Raw genomic sequence first — 22120 nt, 5'->3', positions numbered from 1 at the left:
AACAATGGACTGGAAAGGCTACACCGTGATATACGTCGTGTTGTTCGCCTTCGCGACCGCACAGGCCGTCGTCGAGTTCGCCGGCCTCGTCGACAGCGCCTACTGGGCCGCCTTCGCGCTCATCATGGTGCTGTCGGTGATCAAGGCCGTGGGCGTTGCCGCGTACTACCAGCACCTGCGCTGGGAACCACGCGCCGTCACGTACCTCGTCCTCGGCGGGACTGTCGCCGCGCTCGCGCTGACCGGCGCAGCGGCATACTCGATACTGTGACCGGCCAAACAACCTGAAAATCAGGCCACCAGCTGGAAGCCAATGGCGATGAGAAAGAGCACACCGGCGACAGTCGCAGATTCGGCGACGGCCAGCGAGCGGGGGTGTCCCCGTCGCGTCGCCGACAGGTAGACGCCAAACAGCAGGTAGCCACAGAGGCCCGCCCCGCCGACGACAGCGACCGCCAGCCCCGCTGTTGCCTGCGTCTCGACGGGGCCGGAGATGGATGCGACGACGCCGACCAGAAGGCCGACGACCAGCACCGCGAACGCGGCGACCCAGACCATCGGCTGGTCAGCCATTTCCGTGAAGCGACTCTCGCGGTCGAACGCCGGGGACCGGCTGCTCGTCGACGCCCCCGGACTGTACTGATACCAGCCGCGCCCGCGGACCATCCATGCGACCACCGCCATCACCAACACGCCCATTAGTGCCGTGCTAGCGAGGTACGCGGTTGCCATGTGAGACCATTACAAGACAATGCGTAATAATCGTTTGTGCCCGGCCGGCCGGAAGACGGCGTTTTCGCCGTTTCAGTCGTCGGTAACTGCCGACGCTCGACGGCTCGAGAATAGCGTTCTCGCCGGTTCAGTCATCAGCCAATGCCGACCACTGACGGCTCGGACAAGGAGTCCTCGCCGCTTCAGTCGTCGGCATCCGTCCGCGCCCGTCGCTGAATCGCACGCTCGACGAACTCTTCGGGGAGTTCGTCGATTTCGCCGGCCTGGACCGCCCAGAGGTTGGCGTAGAGGCCGTCCGCGGCGAGCAGGTCGTCGTGGGTCCCGCGCTCGACGATGCGGCCGTCCTCGACGACGAGAATCGTGTCGGCGTCTTTCACCGTCGAGAGTCGGTGGGCGATGGCGAACGTGGTCCGGTCGGCGGTCAGGTCGTCGAGCGACCGCTGGATGAGCATCTCCGTCTCCGTGTCGACGTCGCTGGTCGCCTCGTCGAGGATGAGGACCTCCGGGTCCTTCAGAATGGCCCGCGCGATGGCGATGCGCTGGCGCTGGCCACCTGAGAGCTTGACGCCGCGTTCGCCGACCATCGTGTCGTAGCCGTCGGGGAGGTTGCGGACGAACTGGTCGGCCTCGGCGGCTTTCGCGGCGGCGACGATTTCCTCGTCGGTGGCGTCGAACGTCCCGTAGGCGATGTTTTCGCGGACGGTGCCGTAGAACAGGAACGTCTCCTGACTGACGTAGCCGATGGCCCGCCGGATGCTCTGGATCTGCACGTCCTTGACGTTCTGGCCATCGATTCGGACCGTACCGGAGTCAACGTCATACATCCGAAGCAGGAGCTTCAGAACGGTGGATTTCCCCGCACCGGTCGGGCCGACGAGAGCGACCGTCTCGCCGCCCGCAGCCTCGAAGGAGATGTCCGAGAGTACCGACTCGTCGTCGCTGTCGTAGCTGAAGGACACGTCCTCGTACTCGACCCGGCCCTCCGTCACGTCGAGTGGCGGTGCGTCCTCGGCCTCTTCGAGGCGGCCGGGCGTGTCCATCAGCCCGAACACGCGCTCGGCGGAGGCGTAGGCCCGCTGGTACATGTTGATTATCTGCCCGAACTGGGCCATTGGCCAGACGAACCGCTGGGTGTAGATGATGAAGGCGACGAACTGCCCGCGGGAGAGGCTCGCCGTCAGCGGCCCGGGGGCCTGTCCGGTGACCATCAGCCCGCCGACGATGAACGTGACGACGAAGCCGATACCCGAGACCAGCCGGAGGCCGGGGAAGAACGTGATTCGCGTCTCGATGGCGTCCCAGTTGGCGTCCAGATAGTCTTCGGAGGTGTCCTCGACCCGGTCGGCCTCGTAGGGCTCGGTGTTGGCGGTCTTGATTATCTGGATGCCGCTGAGGTTGTTTTCGAGCCTGGAGTTGAGTTTGCCGACCGTCGAGCGGACTTCGGCGTATTTGGGCTGGATGACGTCGATGAACCGCTTCGTGAACACGGCGATAATCGGGACGGGCAACAGCGCGACCAGCGCCAGCTGCCAGTTCATGTAGAACAGGTACGTGGCGATGCCGACGACCATGATTATCATCCGCGAGGCGGAGTTGAGCCCGTCGTTGAGGAACTTCTCCAGCCGGTTCACGTCGTTCGACAGCACCGACATCATCTCGCCGGTCTGCTTGTCGGCGAAGAAGTCCATGTTCAGCCGCTGCATCGTCTCGTAGGTGTCCGTCCGGACGGCGTGCTGGACGTGCTGGGCGAACTTGTTCCAGCCCCAGTTCCGGCTCCAGTGGAAAACAGCCCCGATACCGAACGAGGCGGCGATGATGCCGGCGGTGAGCCAGAGCTGTGGGCCTTGCCCGCTGGGAATCCAAGTGTCCGGGACTAGGAAGAGACCGTATTCGGCCTCCTGCAGAAAGATGGCGTCGATAGCCAGCGCCAGGAGGAGCGGCGGCAGCAGGTCCAGCATCCGAGCCACGATAGAACTGAAGAGGCCCACGACGAACGCCCCCCACTGGCCCCGACCGTAGTCAGTAAAGAGGCGGAGCATCGGCTGATCGACGCGTTCTCTGGCATCCTCGAACACGTCGTCGTCCGAACCCGCGTCGAAATCCATTATCGGATTCAGGGACCGAACCCGCAAAAGGCCGTCGGGCTACGTGGCTTCGGGCGGCAGTTCGACCCGGTCGCCGACCTCGACGCCGGTGTGGTTCGTCCACCCGCGGTTCACTTCGAGGACGTACTTGCCCCGCCCCTCGTAGCCCGTCAGGCCGCTCTCGCTGGTCCCCTCCGGCGGGAGCGACGCGTGATGGATGGTGGTGATGGTGCCGTTAGCGTCGATGAAGATGATGTCGAGCGGGAACGACATGTTCCGCATGACGTAGGTGTGCTGGCCCGCCTCGTCGTGGACGAACAGCATCCCCTCGTTGGGTCCGAGCGACGCCGTCTCGCTCAAGCCGACGTACCGCTGGTCGAACGTCTGTGCGATGCGAACCTCGACCGTGCCCAGCGGTTCCCCAGCCTCTTGTTCACGGGCCGCGATGGTCGTCTCCGGCGTCGAAGCATCCGTCGCGGGCTGTGTTGCAGTCGGCGACGCCGCGTCCGACCCCTCCCGAACCGTCACTGTGCCCTCCTCGTACTCGCCGGTCCCGAGCACCTCGACCCAGAGCCCGGTCTGGAGGACCACGGCAGCGGCGACGAGCAGGCCGACCAGTCCCAGGACGACCACGGCAGGGCGCTGCATACTCCGTGTGAGGGGCAGGCCGTGGGTAATACTGTCGGTGCCCACTGTCGACCGAGAGAGAAAGCGTTATTCCTGCCGATGGAAAACGGTGGCATACGGGTCCGTGGTCTAGTTGGTTATGACGTGGCCTTTACAAGGCCGAGGCCGGTGGTTCGAATCCGCCCGGACCCATCCTGCGACGAACGGACGTGAAAAGCGGATGGTCCCTGTGGATTCGATTCCTGCCAGTCGCGCGCAACGCAGTGAGCACGTCTGGCTTCGGTTCGAATCCGCCCGGACCCACTGAACTTCTCGCGGCGCTCACTGACGAGCGCCGCGTGTGTGATGCGGCCGGGCGGTTCGAACCCTGGAAGACGAACGCAGTGAGTCTTCCTTCGGTTCGAATCCGCCGGGAGAGCACTGCTCTCCCGATCCCTCGTTCGCTTCGCTCACGAGGACGCCCGGACCCATCCTGCGACGAACGGACGTGAGGAGCGGATGGTCCCTGTGGATTCGATTCCGGCCAGTCGCGCGCAACATCGTGGCCCAGATATCAGGGCATCTATCTCGATTGATAGTCGCCCGTAATCCATATATCCGGAGTGGTGGTAGTGCGTGGCATGATAGATGGCTCGACGTGTCCGGCCTGCAGCGGGCACGTCTCGACGACCAACGGCACTGAGTACGAATGCGACGACTGTGGCGAGACGTTCGACAGCGCGGACCTGTTCCTCCCGTAATCGGCGGTCGAACCGCCCGGTCGATCCCACAGAACCTGCGCCCGCTTTCGAAATGCTTTTTTCTACCCTCGTCATCGCTTGGAGTGCACGCCGCCTTAGCTCAGACTGGGAGAGCACTCGACTGAAGATCGAGCTGTCCCCGGTTCAAATCCGGGAGGCGGCATTTTCCTGCGTACAAAATGAGCAGTGAACACAGCCCCAAGCAGATTTGAGCGAGACCAGAAAGGCACAGCGAGCATTTCAGGGCGTGGGTCACAATCCGAGAAGCGACATACCATCTTTTTCCAGTTCGTTAAAAGCGAACCACTCGTCGCAAAAAGTGGGGGAATAGCCGGACGGTCCCGCCGGTAGCGTCCGGTGAGACTGTAACGTACCTCGCTCGTCATGGTACGTGGGTTCTTTGTGACCGTGTCTACGCATCACCTGCTGAGGGGTGGGGGGACCCGAACATATTTGTACAGTGGAATCAGTGACGAAACAAGGTCATGGCCGGGGGTGATATTCAGTTCCATCCAGTCGTTGCGGCACTCTACGACCCCGTACAGTGGTACTTCGAGCGGTGTCAGGTTCCGGAGCATCGGGAGTATCTGGCGGCTGGACTGGACGGGACAGTTCTCGAAATCGGCCCCGGAACCGGGCCGATGCTGCCGTACTACGAGTCCGAGGCCGAGGGGACGGCATCGTTCCACGCCGTCGAGCCGGACCCGGGGATGTGGCAGCGGGCAGAGGAGAAAATCGCGGACAGCACAGTCGAGATGGCGCTGGTCAGTGGCCGCGGCGAAACGCTGCCTTACGGTGACAACACCTTCGACTACGTTGTCGAGTGTGGGGTGTGCTGTTCAGTACCGACTATCGATCCGATGCTCGCGGAGATTGCCCGAGTGCTCCGACCCGAGGGGGAGTTCCGGTTTCTGGACCACATCCGATCGGACGGGTGGGTTGGCCGGAGTCAAGACCTGTTGACGCCGCTGTGGCGCAGAATCGGCGGTAACTGCCACCTGAATCGGCGTCTTCGGCCGAAGATCGAGGCATCAGATCACCTTCAGTTGAGCGAGTGTACGACGCCGACGATTGGTATCTGGCCGATTCGCGAGTTCGCTCGCGGGACCGCGACGGCAGGCGACTAGGCGGCGACCGCTGCGTCGCCCCGGTCGGTTCGACACAGCCGCCGGAACAGGTAATTCCGTGGCGACGAGTGGCATGGGTATGACAGAGGAGCCAGCACACGAGCAGATGGAGCGCCACGCGACCCTGACCGACGAACTCGCGGCCCTCGGTGCGGAGCGGGACGCCGTCGCGGCGGCAGTACAGGACCGGCTTGCCGACGCGGTTTCGGAGGCGATAGGGGAAGCAGGTACGAACGTCGGGAGTCTCGGGCAGTCCAAGGACGGCAAGCGGTTCCGATTCGAGGCGCGGCTCGACCGGGCGGCGCTGGTGGCGGCGGTGACGGAAGCGCTGCCGGACGGGTTCGTCGTCTCCCACGTCAACGAGGACGGGACGCTGAGCGTGGACTGGACCGGCGACAGCACCACGCCGTCGAAGCGGGAACACGGGGCCATCCTGAAGGCGATCATCGCAGAGGCGACAGAGACGGACAGCGACGGCTTCATCGAGTCCGTACCCAGCCGCGACCGCGTGCTGGCGCGGGCGGTGGAACTGGGCGTCGACGAGGGTGACGCGGCGGACCGTCTCAGTCGGCTGGCGACGCTGGACGTGGTTGACATCACCGACGAGGGGATATACCCTGACGAGAACTTCTCCCGGTACTAGCGGACCAGAGCGGGTGCCGGCCGACGGCAGACGGCAGGGACACGGGTGGCCGGCGTCGGCGTGACCGACGTTTATTACTTGATCCGGCCAGTGGTGTCAGACGAAATGGCAGTATTATCGACAGAAGACGAGGGGAAGTTCCTCATGGACGCACAGGGAGAGCAGATCGGCATCGTGACCGAGGTCGACCCGAAGGGACAGGTCGCGTACGTCGAGCCGGAGCCAGATCTCACCGAAGCCTGGGTGCAGGGGCTCGGGTTCGGTGACGCCGACGAGGACGATATCGAGGTCGCCGCCGACGCCATCGGAACGATCACTGACAGCGAACTGCGCGTGACTGTCGACCTGTAGTCACGCGACGGACTCGGGACGGTCGCCCACCACGAGCGTCCACCACTTGACGAACTGCGTCCGTTCGTAGAGGTCGAGCAGCCGCGCCGACGCGTCCGACTCGGAGATGCTCGCGAGCATCAGCGGTGATCCGAGCATCCGTTTCGCGATGACCTCGAACGAGCCGGAGACGAGGTCGGTGACGGCGGTCTCCGAGAGGTGGCCGTAGATATCGGTGTCCTCCTCCAGAAGCCCCAGCCGGAACGCGGCACCCTTGGTGAGCTTGCGGTACAGCCCCGGCGTTCCTTCGAGCAGGGCGACGCGGCCGCCGGGGCGGAGCACGCGGGCGGCTTCGCGAATGATTTCCGGGCGGTCCGCGGGCGGGACGTGATGGAGGAACCGGCGGCCGATGACGGCGTCGAAGGAGTCGTCGTCGAACGGCAGCGCGCGGGCGTCACCAGCCAGCGCCGGCTTGCGGACGGTTTCGGCGTTCGACGGCCAGCCTTCCAGTCCGACATCGGCGCGGGGATGCATATGCTGGCCGAACGCGAGTTCGAGCGTCCGGCCGGGCGGGAGCTGTTCGGCTAGTAGCTCGTCGTGTCGCTCGTAGATTCGGTGCAACAGCGGGTGTTTCCGGACGTTCCGCGGCCGCTCGACGATGGCGCCGTCCTGAACGTCCCAGGTCACGTCGGACATATTACGGCCTCACAGCACGGAGTCCCCGGCGGTCGCACGAAACTATAGAGGCGATAATAGAGCGGCAGCTGACTAATACCGGAATAGTAGGTTGCTAAGGACGTTCTCACTGGGACAGTCGTGTAACGTCGGCAGACAACAGCCGAAAAGCGAGTCTATTCGATTTCGATCCGGTTCGAGTCGTCGGCGTCGTCCGCGCGCGGCAGCGTTATTTCGAGAACGCCGTTGTGGTAGGTGGCGGTGATGTCGTCGTCCACGACCGGTTCGGGAACAGTGACCCGTTCGGCGACCCGTCGGCTGTGGCGGCGAGCGCTGTCGCTGGTCTCTTCAGCGACCGTGCTCTCGCCCTGGATGCTGAGGACGCCGTCCTCGAAGCGGACGACGAGGTCGTCGCGCTCGAAGCCCGGGAGGTCGACCATCACGGCGTATCCGTCGTCGGTCTCGTCGACGTGGAGGTTCGTGTCGATACCGGGCCGGCGGTGGCCGCTCCGGCGTACGTCCGTGGACGGTCGGTCGGTACGGCGTTCCGGACTGTCGTCCATCCGGTGTCTCGAATCGTCACCCATCCGGCGGCCCAAACTGTCGTCTGTCCAGCGACTCTGGCTGTCGTCCATCATCGACCGTCGCGTCTGTGCGAAGAGTCGGAGCATCGTCTCGAACGGATCGTTGCTGTGTGTCATAATCACCTTATATAGGCTAGTACTGATATTAACAGTTGCGTAACATGTGCTATCACAGGGAGACAGAAGCGCGTGCCCCGGGCAGACGCTCGACCGGGTCAAAAGTGCCTCATGGGCTACCGTAGCGGAACTGTTTTGGCAGGCGTACAGCTAGAACAGCCAGAGCAAACCGCCGAGTACCCGGTCCGTCGGTGGCCGGGCGACTGGAAACGAGACACACCATGGCAACCGATTCCGGCACCCGGATAGATCCTTCGGCTGACGAGGTATCGAACTACGACTACCAGAACGACACCGTCGCCCGGTCGGGCCTCGTCGACGACCTGCGAGCGCGCATTGACGGCGAGGTGCGGTTCGACGAGTACTCGCGACAGTTGTACGCGACCGACGCCAGCCTCTACGAGGTGCTGCCTATCGGCGTCGTCTATCCGCGGTCGACCGATGACGTAGCCGCGGTCATGTCCTACTGTGCCCAGCGAGAGATTCCGGTTCTTCCCCGGGGCGGCGGGACGAGCCTCGCCGGTCAGACGGTCAACGAGGCCGTCGTACTGGATTTCTCGCGGTACATGAACGACCTCGTCGAGGCCCGGCCCGACGACCGGCGAGCGCGAGCCCAGCCGGGCATCAAGCTCGGCGACCTGAACGGGGAGCTGGCCGACCACGGGCTGAAGTTCGCGCCGGACCCGGCGTGGGGCGACAAGAGCGTTCTCGGCGGCGCTATCGGTAACAACTCCACCGGCGCACACTCCCTGCAGTACGGCAAGACCGACGCCTACATCGAAGAGTGCGAGGTCGTCCTCGCAGACGGCACCGTCACCACGTTCGGCGAGGTCACCCGCGAGGAACTGCGCGACCGAGCGGACCCCGACGGTGACCTCGAAGCCCGGATTTACGCCGAAATCGAGCGGATACTCGCCGAGGAAGGCAAAGAAATTACGAGCCACTACCCGGACCTGAAGCGCAACGTCTCGGGGTACAACCTCGACTGGGTCCTCGGAGATGCACAGGACGGGACTGTCAACGTCGCGTCGCTGCTGGCGGGCAGCGAGGGGACGCTTGCCATCGTCACCGAGGCCGAGGTGTCCCTGGAGCCGATTCCCGAGACCAAGTCGATGGCCCTGCTCGCCTACGAGGGGCTCATCGAGGCCATGGAAGACGTTTCGGACATCCTCGAACACGACCCGGCGGCCGTCGAGGTGCTCGACGATGTGCTCATCGACCTGGCCCGGGACACCGCCGAGTTCGAGGACGTGGTCGGCATGTTGCCCGAGGGGACTCGCACGGTCCTCATCGTGGAGTTCTACGCCGACGACGCGGAGAGCGGCCGGCGGAAGGTCGCCGACCTCCTGGCAGACCGAACGAACGGCGTCGATTCGATCGCTGCCCCAACAGATGGCCGGACCGTCGTCGACGCGCCGGTGCGGGCGTTCGACGCCATGGAGGCCCACGACGAGGCAAAACGCGAGAAGTTCTGGAAGATGCGCAAGTCCGGCCTCCCCATCCTGCTCTCGCGGACGACCGACGAGAAACACGGCTCGTTCATCGAGGACACCGCCATCCCGCCCGAGAACCTCCCGGAGTACGTCGCCGACTTCCAGGAGATTCTCGAAGAACACGACACCTTCGCCTCCTTCTACGCCCACGCCGGCCCCGGTGTGCTCCACATCCGCCCGCTCATCAACACAAAGACAGTCGAGGGCGTCGAGACCATGGAGTCCATCGCCGACGCGGTGACCGACCTCGTCGTCAAGTACGGCGGGAGCGTCTCCGGCGAACACGGCGACGGCCGCGCTCGCACGCAGTGGAACGAGAAGCTCTACGGTGCGGACCTCTGGGAGACGTTCCAGGAACTCAAATCCACGTTCGACCCCGACTGGCTGCTCAACCCCGGCCAGGTCGTCGGCGTCGACGCGGGCGAGGTCGAGTCCGGCACAAAACCGGAGCGGGCGCGTACGGTCGACATGACCGAGAACCTCCGCTTCGACCCGGCGTACGAGTTCGACGCCGGCTTCGACCCCGCACTGGAATGGGACAACGACAACGGGATGCAGGGGATGGTCGAACTCTGTCACGGCTGTGGCGGCTGTCGCGGCCCGCAGGAGACCACCGGCGGCGTGATGTGCCCGACCTACCGCGCATCCGAGGAGGAGATGACGACGACCCGCGGGCGCGCGAACATGCTTCGGCAAGCGATGAGCGGTGACCTTCCGGACGACCCCACGGACGAGGAGTTCATGCACGAGGTGCTCGACCTCTGTATCGGCTGCAAAGGGTGTGCGAAGGACTGCCCGAGCGAGGTCGACATGGCGAAGCTCAAAGCCGAAGTGACCCACGCGTACCACCAGGAACACGGGTCCAGCTTCCGGGACAAGGTGTTCGCCAACGTCGACTCGCTGGCGGGGTTAGGCAGTGCCTTCGCGCCGCTCTCGAACCTCGCGACGAAGGTGCCGGGCGCTCGGACCGTTCTGGAGAAGACGGTCGGTATCGCCACGGACCGCACACTCCCGAGCTTCCAGCGGACGACGCTGCAGGACTGGTTCGACGAACGCGGCTCGCAGGTCCCGGCGGACGAAGCCGAGAGGCAAGCCCTGCTGTTCCCCGACACGTACACGAACTACAGCCACCCCGAGGTCGGGAAGGCCGCCGTCCGCGTGCTCGAAGCCGCTGGCGTCCACGTCGAGTTGGCCGACCGGACCGACAGCGGGCGACCGGCCCACTCGAAGGGCTTTCTGGACCAGTCCCGAGCGACCGCGCGGGACAACGTCGACGCGCTCGTGCCCGCAGTCGAGGAGGGCTGGGACGTGGTGCTGGTCGAACCCTCTGATGCCGTGATGTTCCAGTCTGACTATCTGGACCTGCTCTCTGGCGAGGACGTGGAGACGCTCGCGGCCAACGCCTACGGCGTCTGTGAGTACCTCGACACCTTCCGGCTGGACAAGGGGGCCGACTGGGACACGCCGGGCGAGACGCTGACCTACCACGGCCACTGCCACCAGAAGGCGACGAAGAAAGACCACCACGCCGTCGGCGTCCTCCGGCGGGCCGGCTACGATGTCGACCCGCTCGATTCGGGCTGTTGTGGCATGGCCGGCTCCTTCGGCTACGAGGCCGAGCACTTCTCGATGAGCAAGGCCATCGGTTCGATCCTGTTCGACCAGATCGGAGAGAGCCGCGGCGACACCGTCGTCGCGCCCGGTGCGTCCTGTCGCACGCAACTGGACGACTGGGACGAAAGCGACGGCGAACCGCCCCATCCGGTGGAGAAACTCGACGCTGCCTTAGCCTGAGTCGGTCTCGCCCGGTTGGCGAACCGCCTGAACGATGCCGACGGTCTGGCCGACCAGCGCAAGCCCGATGCCGGCGAGCAGCGCGGTTTCCGCCGGCGGGAACAGCGCGCCGGCGTAGACCGCCCCACCGAGAACGCTCAATACTGCTCCGGCCGTGTACGCCCGCTGGCCTGCTGGAACGCGCTTCCCGGTGTAGTAGAGGCCCACGCCCGGAACGACCATCCATCCCAGTATCGTCGTCGTCAGGAACGGGATCCGGAGCGGAGCGTAGAGTAAGCCGACAATACCGCCGACGGTCAGGAGGAGGCCGACGAGCAGAATGTCGCGCCAGACCCGGAGGACGCCCGTCTCCATCTCGTCCCACGAGAGAGCGGCGAAAGCGGCAATGAGGACGGCAGCGACGACGTGAAACACCAGCACCGTTCGGTCAGTGACCACATCGAGATGAGCCAGCCCCACGAGCAGCCACGCGAGCGGGATGAGTACGGTCGGGCCCTGTGCGCGCAAGCGAGGGAACATACGCCTCACTGTGCCTCCCACAATCAAGAAACGTCGGTCGTGCGGACTGGTGTCATGCCCGTGGGAGTTCGACGACGAAGTGCGCGCCGTCGAAGTCGGTGTCGGGGATGGTCGTGTCGGGTTTGCTGGCGGCGTCGGCGAGATAGATCTCGCCGCCGAAGCTCGTAACGAGCGTCTCGACGAGATGGAGTCCGCCACCGTGCGTGTCGCCCGCCCGCGGGTCGAAAACGCTGTCACGCCGGTCGTCGGGAATCCCCGGCCCGTCATCGACGAGACGGTCCCGTGCGCCACGGTGCATAGTTACGATTGGGGTTCCGGCTGGTTCCATTCGGTTAGTGAGACGGTAAGACCGAACGTGACACCGGAGCGTCTCCAGCTAGATTGGAGAGACGACTGCGTATGTGGCATGCCAGTATTACACACTCCATAATCGCCAGACAGCGGCCGGATAGATCAGTTTCCCACCAGAGCATCGTACCGACACTGTTATCCGTGGTGCTGGCATCTCTTTGGTTGCAATGGCGAAAGGAACGGTTGATTTCTTCAACGACACTGGCGGTTACGGTTTCATCGACACTGAGGACGCGGACGAAGACGTCTTCTTCCACATGGAAGACATCGGCGGCCCGGACCTCGAGGAAGGACAGGAGCTCGAATTTGACATCGAGCAGGCGGACAAGGGTCCGCGCGCCAACAACGTCACACGGCTCTAACAATGGCGGAAGGCACTGTCGACTTCTTCAACGACACTGGTGGTTACGGCTTCATCGAAACCGACGATGCGGACGAAGACGTCTTCTTCCACATGGAAGACGTCGGCGGCCCTGACCTCGAAGAGGGGCAGGAAGTCGAGTTCGACATCGAGCAGGCGGACAAGGGTCCGCGTGCGACCAACCTCACGCGACTGTAAGACGGCTTCTGTCTACAGTCTAGCACTATAATCACTTGTCAGCGGTCGCGGTGTAGCGTACACGGCAGTGTCGCTGGCATGCACATAACTCACGACGAGCGACGGCGCTCGCCGAGACACGTCACGACGTGATCAGTGGCGACGCCGCCCGATAGACGATCTCCATCGGCAGCCCCGCCGCATCTCGCGGCGGCTCGGGCGGCAGCGTGTACAACTCCCCGTCGCCCGGCTGTGCTGTGTACGCGAGAGCGACGGCGTCCAGCACATCGTGAACGGCTACCGCCGCGCCGCCGGTCGCTTCGGCGGCTTTCTGGACCGTCGGGGCGGCGTCGCGGTCGTAGTGGGCCAAAACCCGCATCCGCTCGGCGTATCCCCCGGCGGTGCGCTTCGAGTAGCTAAGCGGCTCGCCACCGAAGGCTCGAAAACAGACCTCCGGGTGGGATTCCCGGATGGCTGCGGCAGCCTCGGGCAGTTCCTGCAGGAGTTCGTCGACCCGGGCGAGGCTGTCGCTGCGTGCGAACGCCCGCTCGGAGAGTTTCTGTCCGGTCTTGCGCTTGTGGACGCGGTTGGCCGTCGAGTAGCGCTGTTTCCGGGTCGCTTCTCGTACCGGCGGCGTGCGAACCGCCGCGCTCCGCTCGCCGAGCACCGACCGGGCGAGTTCGTCACACCGGCGGTCCGGATCACCGGATTCCACGAGCCCAATCGGCACTCCGACCAGAATCAGCCGAGCGCGCTCCTCGTACGCTGACCAGCACTCGCCGATACTGTCGAACACCGACGCGTGGTCGAACCCGTCGCCGGTGAGCGCCACAGCGACCCAGGACTCGTCGCTCCGGTCGACACCGACGTACAGCGGTTCCGCCATTATCGATACTCGTTCGGATAGGCGCAAAAGTGTATCCCGAGGTGTTCGTTGTCCAACCGGTCCAGCACCCGAGCTATCGGCCGCGGCGCAGACTGTTCCGGCGGCTGTTCGTTACGACTGCCCGAACTTCGTGAGTTCCTTGAGCGGCACTAGCCGGTGTTCCATCGCCGGCTTCGTGTAGCCGGCGGATTCCTCGGAGACACCGCTTGTGAACACCAGCAGCTTCTGTTGGAGGACGTGCGGTACGCCGTCGTTGTCCCGGATGATGTCGACCGAGCGCCACGCTTCGTCTTCCATGCGTCAGAGTCACACACTGCTGCTACCTGTCTCTTTCCCGTCAGGAGTCCGGCCCGACGAATATCGTCCGGAGCCGCGCACCGCAGTCCGGACAGCACAGCGTCTGCCAGCGGTCGTTGTCGAGGTCACCGAACGTCTCCCGGCGGACCGCCTCATCGACGGTGACCGACCGGCCGCAGGTGTCACACTCCTCAGCCATGCGTCAAGGTTGGCTGGCCACGGACAAAACCCGCTCGCCCACAGGCATTTAGCCGGTGCAAGCGTGGGGCCGGATATGGACGGCGTCGTACTCGCTGCCGGCGAAGGGACGCGGATGCGACCGCTCACTGCGGACAAGCCGAAGGGACTGGTCGAGGTGGCCGGAAAGCCGCTGCTGACACACTGTTTCGACACGCTGCTGTCAGTCGGCGTCGACCGCCTGGTCGTCGTCATCGGCTACCGCGGCGATGACATCGTAGCTCGCTACGGTGAGCGGTATCGGGACACCCCGATAGCGTACGTCCGGCAGGACGAACAGTTAGGACTGGCCCACGCGCTCGAACAGGCCCGCTCGGCCGTCGACGGGACCTTCGTCGTGCTGAACGGCGACAACGTTTGCCGGGCAAATCTCGACGGGGCCATCGAGCGCCACCGCGAGACCGACGCCAGCGCGACGCTGCTCGTCGAGGACGTGTCGCGGGCCGAAGCCAAGACGACCGGTGTCGTCACGACGGACGACGAGAACCGGGTGACCGGTCTCGTCGAGAAGCCGTCGGACCCGCCGTCGACGCTGGTCACGCGAGGCTTTTTCGTGTTCGAGCCGGCCGTCGGCCACGCCTGCGCGCTGACGCGACCTTCCGAGCGGGGCGAGTACGAACTCCCCGACGCAATCGACCTGTTACTGAGCGCCGGCCACCGCGTCGAGGCGGTCGAACTCGACGGGTGGTGTCACAACGTCAACGAACCGAGCGACATCGACGCGGTCGAGGAACGGCTCGGCTGACGGCATCGACCGCTGCCAAGCGAAACAGCGCACGGACGCGGCGACGGAACATCGAAGGAGCGTCACCCCAAGACAGGGGTATGACAGCCGTTCGGCCGCTGGCGCTCGTCGCACTTGCCGCGGTCGTCGCACTGGCGGGCTGCGGTGCGTTTTTCGGTGGTGGCGACTCGGCAGGGTCGGAAGCGACGATAACGCCCGCCGACGTGCCGACGGACGAGACGCGAGCAGTCGAGACGACAGGCGAGGGGAGCTACTGGGGCAACGTCTCCGTCGACACCAACAGATCGGCGGTGACACAGCCGCGGGTCCTCGAACTGCGACCGAACTGCGAGCGGCCGCCGGCGCTGGTCGTCCACATTCAGGTGCTGGCGCTCCAGAACAACGACCCGGCGACGAACGAGGGCATCAACACGACCTGGCAGTTTGCGTCGCCGTCGAACCGGGACCTGACGGGACCGTACTCGAACTTCGTCCGGACTATCGAAAGTGGGTTCGAGCCGCTCCTGAACGCGACAGGCGTGCGGTACGGACCGCTGGACCGCGACGGCGACACCGCGTCACAGCCAGTGACGGTCGTCGATGGGAACGGAACGACGACGAGCTACCAGTGGACGGTCGAAAAGCAGACCGAAGCGCCCTACGAGGGGTGCTGGATGACGACGGGCGTCGCGCCAGCTTAGCCTTCCATCCCGCTGAAGGAGAGGCCGCCCTCGATGTAGCGCTGGGCGAACAGGTACGCCAGCATGATCGGCGAGGCGAAGGTGAGCGCGAACGCGGAGAACCGCGCCCACGGGATGGAGTACTCGTCGACCATTGCGTACAGGCCGACCGGCAGCGTGTAGTTCTCCGTCCCCAGCAGGGTCTGTGCGACGACGAACTCCGTCCACCCGGTGAGGAAGACGAAGATGAACACCGTCGCCAGCCCGGCGGTCGACATCGGGATGATGACCTCGGTGACGACCCGCCACGGCGGCGCGCCGTCGACGACGGCGGCCTCCTCGTAGGAGACCGGGATGCCGTCCATGTACGTCTTCAGCAGCCAGGTGTTGAACGGCACGGCAGTCGCCGCGTAGTACACCGCAAGCGCCAGTTTGCTGTCGTTAATGCCGAACTGGACGTACAGCGCGTACATCCCGATGAGCAGGGCAACGCCGAGACCGCCTCCGACCTGTGTCATCAGGACGTAGAGGAACAGGATCTTCCGGCGGAAGAGGAACTCTCGCCGCGAGAGGGCATAGGCCGCCGGAATGATGAGCGACATCGCGATCAGCACGGTGGGAATCGCCACCATGAGGCTGTTCCAGAGGAAGTGCTTGAACTCCGAGGGGCGGTCGACGCCGTAGTCGGACGCGTCGAGAATCTCGATGCCCGGCGTCTGGAACACGAAGGCAAGGTCGGTGAACGGGATGGCGGCGGAGATCGAGTACGACGGCACGATGAGGTCACCGATAACCCAGATGAACGGTTTGACCGTCGGATTAGTGGGAAACAGCGAGAAGCTCTCGGACGTGTACAGCGAGCTTCCGGAGCCGGAGAGGGCCGCCATCAGAATCCAGTAGATCGGGAAGAGCAGTGCCAGCACGACCAGCGTCGCACCGATGGTCGAGAGAATGACCTTCAGGACTTCGGACGCGGGCAGTTCGCCCCGACGGACGGCCTGTACGGTGTAGGACCACTTGCGGACCGTCCGTGCGGGCATCGTCGCGAACGTCTTGATGTCGTTGCCGAGCTTTCTGGCGATTGCACCGAGGAGCATTAGTCGTTCACCCCGTCGGCGAGTTTGCCTTTCTTGACGTTGAGCCACATGAACGCGCCGATGAACACGAGCGCGATGATGCTGATGGCCGCACCGCGGCCGTACTGCTGGAACGACAGCGCCTCACGATAGCCGTAGACGACGATGAGTTCGTTCGCCCGTGCCGGGCCGCCCTTATTGAACACGAACGGGATGAGGAACTGCTGGAACGACGCCGCGGAGGTCAGGATAGACGCGAACAGCACGGGACGTTTAATCGACGGCAGCGTGATGTGGGCGAAGCGTGCGAGGAATCCCGCGCCGTCGACGACGGCCGCCTCGTGGAGTTCCTCGGGTACGTCCTGTAGCGCGCTGACGGTGATGATGACCATGAACGGGTACGCCAGCCACGCCTCCGTGACGTTGTACGCGACGAAGGCGGTCCAGCGGCCCGAGAGCCACGCGACCGAACTCGCCCCGAACGCGGTCAGCAGTTGGTTCATCAGCCCGAATTCGGCGGAGCTGAAGATGCCGCGCCACACCGTGATGGTGAAAATCGGCGGCAGGCCCATCGGGAAGATGATGAGCGAGCGCAGGACGCGCTTGCCGCGGACGAGTTCACTGGTCACGATAAGCGCGATGGCCAGGCTCGCCCCGATTTTGAGCGTGACGCTCGTAGCGACGAACAGCCAGGTGACGCCGAAGGAGTTCCAGAACTGGCCGTCGGTCAGCACGTCGGCGTAGTTCTCTAGCCCGACGAACAGCGCGTCGCCGAACGTGAGCACGGCGACGACGCCCTCGCCGGCGAACAGGTTGGCCGGCTCGGCGTTGGTAAATGAAATCCCCAGCAGGTAAAGCACCGGGAACAGCATGAACGCCGAGAAGACGAACAGTCCCGGGAGCACTAGCAGTAACGACGCGTCGTCCCGCGTCAGAAACGGGACCGACTCGATGCGGTCCGCCGCCCGTGAAACCGTACTCATGGGCGTTTCTCACTCCCAGTTGCTGCGGATTTCCTCGGCGGCGGTCGTCAGTGCGTCTTCGGCGCTCGCGTCGCCGTTGAACGCCTCGATGAGGGCGTTCTCAAGCGGCGACCACACCTTGTTCATGCGCGGGTCGGTCGGCATCGGGACCCCCTGGCTGACGGTCTGGGAGTACGTCTGGACGTGGTCGGGGAGTTCGTCGCTGCCGACGAGACTGTCGAGCACCGGAATCGCGCCCTGCTCCTGAGCGAGTCGCGTGGCGTGGTCTTCGTTGGTGGCGAACCACTCGACGAAGTTCCGGGCGGCCGTGGCGTCGGCCCCGCCCTCGCTCATCGCGTCCGCGAAGTACCACATCGAGATGCCGGTGTACGGCGTCACCTCGCCGCCGTCGATGGCAGGGAACGTCGCCACCTCGTAGTTCACGTCGCTCTGGTTCAGCGTCGGCAGGTACCACGGTCCGTTGACCGCGAAGGCGGCGTTCCCCTCCGAGAACGTCGCGGCCTGCGGTTCGTAGTTCGGGTCGTCGGGCATGTACGGACGGAGGGTGTCGAGCGTGAACTGGAGCCCTTCGATGGCTTCGTCGGCATCCAGCCCGAGCACCGGGTCCTGCTCGGGGTCGAAGTAGTAGCCGCCGAAGGCCTGTATCCAGCCGCTCGTGAAGTACGGATCGAACGGCGCGGCGAGGCCGTACTGGCTCTTGTCGGGGTCGTGGTACGCCTCCATCGCCGCCACCATGTCGTCGATGGTCTCGGGCGCTTCGTCGACGATGTCCGCGTTGTAGATGAGCGTCACCGTCTCCGCCGAGTGCGGGAGGCCGACGACGGCGTCGTCGAACTGGACGGCGGAGGCGGCGGCGTCCGTGAACTGGTCGAGGCTCACGGAGAGTTCCTCGGACTGGTCGACGACGAACTCCCGCTGGTAGTAGTCGCCCACCCAGTCGTGTGCCCACTCGAAGATCTCCGGCCCCTGCCCGGCCGGAATCGCGCTCGTGGTCTTCTTTTCCATGTTGGAGATGTCCGACCCCTCGACGCCGAACTCCGTCTCGCTCGTGAACGTCTCCATCGCGTCCTCGCGTGCGGGTATCTCCGAGTCCTGAAGCTGGTACCACGCCGTCGCGGTCCCGCCGGACTGTTGACTCCCGCCGCCTGACCCATCGCCGTCACCGGAAGCCGTTTCCCCCTCCGAGCCGCCACTGCCCTGCTCTTGCACACTACAGCCAGCCAAGGCCGTAGCCGCCCCGACACCGCCGATCCGTTTGAGCACCGTCCGTCGTTCCATTGTCATGGATAGATATGGGATGAAATAGTCCTTCATAACTTAAATCATTCGGAAATAGAAGGAGACAATGATGATAGATTTCGAGAATCGGCGTGGAGTCGCTTCTCCGTGTATCGGTTTTCAGCAAACTGGGTGCGGTAGAACAAACGAAGTAATATTCTTTCTAAAATTCAGCGCGAAACGTAACACTCACAGTACCGACCCTGTACCGTAGGCGTATGCACCATCCAGGCCCGCCACGGTTCGCCACCGTCGGCGAATCGGTCGAACTGGCCCCGCGTCAGCCCGACCCCGGCATGGCTGCCGAGTGGCGGTTAGTCGAGCGGCCAGCGGCGAGTACGGCAGCGCTCGGCGACGGCCCGGTCTGTCACCTCGAACCCGACGTGCCGGGCGTCTACCGAGCGGCGGTAACCGCACCGGACGGCACACACGAGCAAGTCGTCCGGGCGTTCCCAAGCATCACCGAGACGGCCCGGTTCAGCGTCACGGCGGCGGACTTCGACTGCGACGGCGGTACCGACGACCTCGCCGTCGCCGACCGCGCCATCGTCATCGGGAAGTTCAACGATTTCACGATGGGCACCCACTGGGCCGAGCGCGACGGCGACGAGTGGGTCATCGAGACAGAACTCCCGCCGGGGACCCACCACGCCATCTTCAGTTTCGACGGCTCCTTCGAATCGACCGCGACCGACGAGGTCACTGTCGAGGGACCGGGACGCCCACGAGTCGAACTCACCAGTCAGACGGAGGACGGGGGCCTCGTCGTCTCCGCGGACGCCCGCGCGGCCCCGTCGGGGAGCGAGCCGGAGGTCGAATTCTATCTCGACGGCCGCGACACGCTGGAAGAGTCGGCTGTGACCATCGGCAGCGACGAACTCCGGGTACCACACGAAGCCCTACCCGAAACGACCCGGATTCACGCCGTCGCCGTCGCTGAGCGCCACAGCGTCGCGGACACGCTGGTCGTGGAACGCGACAGTGGAACCGGAAACGCGACCGCAGACGGCACAGTGACCGTGTCACGGCCCGCCGACCCGCCGGACTGGGCCGGTGACGCCACCATCTACGAGATATTCGTCCGGTCGTTCGCCGGCGAAACCGTCGACACGAGCTTCGAGGCCATCGAGCAGCGGGTCCCGTACATCGAGTCGCTGGGCGTCGACGTGGTGTGGCTCACGCCCGTCCAGGCGAGTCCGACCCGGCACGGCTACCACATCACTGACTTCTTCGACACCGCCACAGACCTGGGAACACGCGAGGAGTTCGAATCGCTGGTCGACCGGCTCCACGACGCGGGGATTCGGGTCGTCTTCGATCTGGTCATCAACCACAGCTCGCGGGACCACCCGGCCTTCCAGCTCCACCGGGCCGGTGTCCCCGAGTACGCCGACCACTACGAGCGAATCCCGGCGTCACAGGACGTCTCCGATATCGACTGGGCTGGCGAGGACGCGCCGGGCTACTACTTCAACTGGACGCGAATCCCGAACCTCAACTACGACTCGCTCGCGGTGCGGCGCTGGATGCTCGACGTGGTAGACGAGTGGCGCGACGTGGTCGATGGGTTCCGCTGTGACGTCGCCTGGGGCGTGCCACACGGGTTCTGGAAGGAAGTCCGGGAGCGGGTGAAAGCCGACGATCCCGAGTTCCTGCTGCTCGACGAGACGGTCCCGCGCGACGCTGCCTTCGCCGAAAACGAGTTCGACGTCCACTACGACACGGACCTGTTCGACACGCTCCGGGACATCGGGACCGGCGAGGAACCGGCGTCGGCGCTGTTTGAGGCGCTCGACGCGACGGTCGAACACGGCTACCCCGACCGCACGGCGCATATGCGATACGTCGACAACCACGACGAGGACCGCTATCTCGACGAGTGCGGGGCCGCGTCACTGCGGGCGGCCGTCGGGGCCACGTTCACCATGCCTGGAACACCCATGATATACGCCGGCCAGGAACGGGGCGTCGAACAGCAGCGCGGAACGATGCGCTGGCACGACGGCGACAACGCACTGACCGACTTCCACCGGCGACTGGCGGCCCTCCGAGCGGACCACGCCGCACTGCGCTCGCCCGGGATACGCCCGGTTCCACACACCGTCGAAACGGGCGATGCGGACAGCGTCGTCGCGTACGAGCGCACCGACGGCGATGAAAGGCTCGTGGTCGTGCTACACTTCGGCGACGGCACGGCGACCGTCTCGCTCGACACTCCAGTCGGGGACACCGACCTTCTCAGCGGCGACCCGGTCGATAGCGGCGGGGCGGTCGAGGTCGGAGATGTCGTCGTGATACCGCCGGCGAGCGGTCACTGACGGCACTCAGTTTCACGACCGACTGAACTTTGCTAGAACTTCTATGAAAAATCCCATCAAACTTATTAGCGATGGGTGTGAGACTCTGTGTAATGGCGAGTCTCGAACTAGACGGTCTCCGGAAGGAGTTCGACGGTGGCTCCATCGTGGCGGTCGACGACGTCGATCTGTCCATCGACGACGGGGAGTTCGTAACGGTGGTCGGCCCGTCGGGGTGTGGGAAATCGACGACGCTACGGATGATTGCCGGGCTTGAACGGCCGACGAGCGGTCGTATCCGTATCGGCGACGAGGACGTGACGGACGTCCACGCCCGCAAGCGCGACGTGGCGATGGTGTTCCAGAACTACGCGCTGTACCCGCACAAGTCCATCCGCCAGAACATGGCCTTTGGCCTCCGGATGAGCACCGACCTCTCGAAGGAAGAGCGCGAGGAGCGAGTCACCGAGACGGCGGAGATGATGGGTATCGGGGACTTGCTCGATGACACGCCGGACCAGCTCTCCGGCGGGCAGAAACAGCGGGTCGCGCTCGGGCGCGCCATCGTCCGGGAGCCGGACGTGTTCCTCTTCGACGAGCCGCTGTCGAACCTCGACGCGAAGCTCCGGACGACGATGCGAACGGAAATCCAGCGCCTGCAGGAGGAACTCGGCATCACAGCCGTCTACGTCACCCACGACCAGGAGGAAGCGATGACGATGGGCGACCGCATCGTCATCCTCAACGACGGGGAGCTCCAGCAGGCCGGTCGGCCGAAGACCGTGTACGAGAACCCGACGAACCAGTTCGTCGGCGGCTTCGTCGGTTCGCCCTCGATGAACTTCCTCGACGTGACCGCGGAGCCACTCGGCAGCGGCATCCGGCTCACCGGTGCTCACGACGACTTCTCCTACGACCTCACGGGCGGCCGTGCCAGTGCCTTCGGCGACATCGAAGGCGGTTCGTACGTGCTGGGTATCCGACCGGAACACGTCTCCGTCAGCGACGGCGGCGACCAGAACGCCGTTCCGGCGACGGTCGACGTGCTCGAGCCCATCGGTAGCGACAACTACCTCTATCTCGATCTGGGCGAATCGAAAACCGGGTTCGAGGGCGACGGTGCGCCGGATTTCATCGCCAGGGTGAGCACCGACGTAGAGCCGGCCATCGGCGACCGCGTGCAGGTGTCGTTCGACGAATCCGCTGTCCATCTGTTCGACCCGGGGACCGGCGAGACGGTTACAGCCGGCGAGGACGCGCCCGTCGCAGCACCGCAGTAAGGGATAGGCAGTGTCCACGTCCGGGCGT

At 64.8% G+C, this 22120-nt stretch carries 24 protein-coding genes and 2 tRNA genes; 13 read left to right on the top strand and 13 right to left on the bottom strand.

The genetic code is table 11. The annotated features are described in order from the left end of the window. Nucleotides 1-4 precede the first annotated feature (4 nt). Entirely contained in the window at nucleotides 5-271 is a 267-nt protein-coding gene (locus C442_RS02795) for a cytochrome C oxidase subunit IV family protein (RefSeq protein ID WP_008307659.1), read from the top strand. Nucleotides 272-291: 20 nt separating this feature from the next. Here C442_RS02795 and C442_RS02790 read toward each other — a convergent pair whose 3' ends face one another. The 3 genes from C442_RS02790 to C442_RS02780 all read right to left on the bottom strand — a co-directional run bounded on the left by C442_RS02790 (nucleotide 292) and on the right by C442_RS02780 (nucleotide 3464). Then, a complete protein-coding gene (locus C442_RS02790) occupies nucleotides 292-732 on the bottom strand; it encodes a hypothetical protein (protein ID WP_008307658.1) in 441 nt (146 codons plus the stop codon). Nucleotides 733-914: 182 nt separating this feature from the next. Then, nucleotides 915-2837, bottom strand: coding sequence for an ABC transporter ATP-binding protein (locus tag C442_RS02785; protein WP_008307657.1), 1923 nt, complete (start codon nucleotides 2835-2837; stop codon nucleotides 915-917). A 39-nt stretch (nucleotides 2838-2876) separates the two neighbouring features. Beyond that, nucleotides 2877-3464, bottom strand: a complete 588-nt coding sequence (locus tag C442_RS02780) for a DUF192 domain-containing protein (protein WP_008307656.1) — start codon at nucleotides 3462-3464, stop codon at nucleotides 2877-2879. A 97-nt stretch (nucleotides 3465-3561) separates the two neighbouring features. On the opposite strand from C442_RS02780, the gene C442_RS02775 reads away from it, so the two are divergent. From C442_RS02775 to C442_RS02755, 5 genes are all read left to right on the top strand, one after another. Continuing rightward, nucleotides 3562-3635 (top strand) — tRNA-Val (locus C442_RS02775). Nucleotides 3636-4272: 637 nt separating this feature from the next. After that, nucleotides 4273-4346: transfer RNA gene (locus tag C442_RS02770), tRNA-Phe, on the top strand. Between the two features lie 322 nt (nucleotides 4347-4668). Further along, nucleotides 4669-5310: a class I SAM-dependent methyltransferase gene (locus tag C442_RS02765; RefSeq protein ID WP_008307655.1), complete on the top strand. Its 642-nt coding sequence runs from the start codon at nucleotides 4669-4671 to the stop codon at nucleotides 5308-5310. Nucleotides 5311-5383: 73 nt separating this feature from the next. Further along, on the top strand, nucleotides 5384-5953 hold the full coding sequence (locus C442_RS02760) for a hypothetical protein (RefSeq protein WP_080504271.1): 570 nt from the start codon (nucleotides 5384-5386) through the stop codon (nucleotides 5951-5953). Between the two features lie 105 nt (nucleotides 5954-6058). Next, nucleotides 6059-6304, top strand: a complete 246-nt coding sequence (locus C442_RS02755) for a hypothetical protein (RefSeq protein WP_008307653.1) — start codon at nucleotides 6059-6061, stop codon at nucleotides 6302-6304. Here C442_RS02755 and C442_RS02750 read toward each other — a convergent pair whose 3' ends face one another. Continuing rightward, nucleotides 6305-6979 carry a class I SAM-dependent methyltransferase gene (locus tag C442_RS02750; protein ID WP_008307651.1) on the bottom strand — a complete coding sequence of 225 codons (675 nt, stop codon included), beginning with the start codon at nucleotides 6977-6979 and terminating at the stop codon, nucleotides 6305-6307. It lies immediately after the preceding gene. A gap of 155 nt (nucleotides 6980-7134) precedes the next feature. After that, nucleotides 7135-7659 (bottom strand): Hsp20/alpha crystallin family protein, encoded by a 525-nt coding sequence (locus C442_RS02745; RefSeq protein WP_008307650.1) that lies wholly within the window; start codon nucleotides 7657-7659, stop codon nucleotides 7135-7137. A 221-nt stretch (nucleotides 7660-7880) separates the two neighbouring features. Here C442_RS02745 and C442_RS02740 point away from each other — a divergent pair, with 221 nt between their 5' ends. Next, the gene (locus tag C442_RS02740) at nucleotides 7881-10946 is read left to right on the top strand and encodes an FAD-binding and (Fe-S)-binding domain-containing protein (protein WP_008307649.1); all 3066 of its coding nucleotides are present in this window, start codon (nucleotides 7881-7883) and stop codon (nucleotides 10944-10946) included. Here C442_RS02740 and C442_RS02735 read toward each other — a convergent pair. Together C442_RS02735 and C442_RS02730 are read right to left on the bottom strand one after the other, a co-directional pair. Beyond that, entirely contained in the window at nucleotides 10938-11465 is a 528-nt protein-coding gene (locus tag C442_RS02735) for a hypothetical protein (protein WP_008307647.1), read from the bottom strand. The genes C442_RS02740 and C442_RS02735 overlap by 9 nt on opposite strands. Before the next feature lie 52 nt (nucleotides 11466-11517). Then, entirely contained in the window at nucleotides 11518-11763 is a 246-nt protein-coding gene (locus tag C442_RS02730) for an ATP-binding protein (protein WP_008307645.1), read from the bottom strand. Nucleotides 11764-11983: 220 nt separating this feature from the next. On the opposite strand from C442_RS02730, the gene C442_RS02725 reads away from it, so the two are divergent. Continuing rightward, nucleotides 11984-12178, top strand: coding sequence for a cold-shock protein (locus C442_RS02725; RefSeq protein ID WP_004515390.1), 195 nt, complete (start codon nucleotides 11984-11986; stop codon nucleotides 12176-12178). Between the two features lie 2 nt (nucleotides 12179-12180). Continuing rightward, nucleotides 12181-12375, top strand: a complete 195-nt coding sequence (locus C442_RS02720; RefSeq protein ID WP_004515391.1) for a cold-shock protein — start codon at nucleotides 12181-12183, stop codon at nucleotides 12373-12375. Nucleotides 12376-12496: 121 nt separating this feature from the next. Here the strand turns inward: C442_RS02720 and C442_RS02715 are convergent, their stop codons facing one another. From C442_RS02715 to C442_RS22020, 3 genes are all read right to left on the bottom strand, one after another. Further along, a complete protein-coding gene (locus C442_RS02715; RefSeq protein WP_008307640.1) occupies nucleotides 12497-13240 on the bottom strand; it encodes a DUF429 domain-containing protein in 744 nt (247 codons plus the stop codon). A 111-nt stretch (nucleotides 13241-13351) separates the two neighbouring features. Next, entirely contained in the window at nucleotides 13352-13537 is a 186-nt protein-coding gene (locus C442_RS02710; protein ID WP_008307638.1) for a hypothetical protein, read from the bottom strand. A gap of 40 nt (nucleotides 13538-13577) precedes the next feature. Further along, the gene (locus C442_RS22020; RefSeq protein ID WP_008307637.1) at nucleotides 13578-13736 is read right to left on the bottom strand and encodes a hypothetical protein; all 159 of its coding nucleotides are present in this window, start codon (nucleotides 13734-13736) and stop codon (nucleotides 13578-13580) included. A 75-nt stretch (nucleotides 13737-13811) separates the two neighbouring features. Between C442_RS22020 and C442_RS02705 the strand changes: the two genes are divergently transcribed. Both C442_RS02705 and C442_RS02700 read left to right on the top strand, forming a co-directional pair. After that, nucleotides 13812-14519, top strand: coding sequence for a nucleotidyltransferase family protein (locus tag C442_RS02705; protein WP_008307635.1), 708 nt, complete (start codon nucleotides 13812-13814; stop codon nucleotides 14517-14519). A gap of 80 nt (nucleotides 14520-14599) precedes the next feature. Beyond that, nucleotides 14600-15199, top strand: a complete 600-nt coding sequence (locus C442_RS02700; protein ID WP_008307633.1) for a DUF4864 domain-containing protein — start codon at nucleotides 14600-14602, stop codon at nucleotides 15197-15199. Here C442_RS02700 and C442_RS02695 read toward each other — a convergent pair. Genes C442_RS02695 through C442_RS02685 form a run of 3 tightly spaced genes read right to left on the bottom strand, consistent with a single transcriptional unit; the run spans nucleotide 15196 to nucleotide 18521 of the window. Beyond that, on the bottom strand, nucleotides 15196-16275 hold the full coding sequence (locus C442_RS02695; RefSeq protein WP_008307631.1) for a sugar ABC transporter permease: 1080 nt from the start codon (nucleotides 16273-16275) through the stop codon (nucleotides 15196-15198). The two genes, C442_RS02700 and C442_RS02695, sit on opposite strands and share 4 nt — an antisense overlap. Continuing rightward, nucleotides 16275-17237, bottom strand: coding sequence for a carbohydrate ABC transporter permease (locus C442_RS02690; RefSeq protein ID WP_008307629.1), 963 nt, complete (start codon nucleotides 17235-17237; stop codon nucleotides 16275-16277). Before C442_RS02690 ends, C442_RS02695 begins: the two co-directional genes overlap by 1 nt. A 9-nt stretch (nucleotides 17238-17246) precedes the next feature. Then, a complete protein-coding gene (locus C442_RS02685) occupies nucleotides 17247-18521 on the bottom strand; it encodes an extracellular solute-binding protein (protein ID WP_008307627.1) in 1275 nt (424 codons plus the stop codon). Nucleotides 18522-18733: 212 nt separating this feature from the next. Between C442_RS02685 and C442_RS02680 the strand changes: the two genes are divergently transcribed. Next, nucleotides 18734-20833, top strand: a complete 2100-nt coding sequence (locus C442_RS02680; protein ID WP_008307626.1) for an alpha-amylase family glycosyl hydrolase — start codon at nucleotides 18734-18736, stop codon at nucleotides 20831-20833. 92 nt (nucleotides 20834-20925) lie between these two features. Further along, nucleotides 20926-22092, top strand: a complete 1167-nt coding sequence (locus C442_RS02675; protein ID WP_008307624.1) for an ABC transporter ATP-binding protein — start codon at nucleotides 20926-20928, stop codon at nucleotides 22090-22092. The last annotated feature ends 28 nt before the right edge of the window (nucleotides 22093-22120 follow it).

It is taken from the genome of Haloarcula amylolytica JCM 13557 (assembly GCF_000336615.1).
Classification (GTDB): domain Archaea; phylum Halobacteriota; class Halobacteria; order Halobacteriales; family Haloarculaceae; genus Haloarcula; species Haloarcula amylolytica.
Note: the sequence above shows the minus strand (reverse complement) of the source record. Positions and strands in the feature narration are given on the sequence as shown.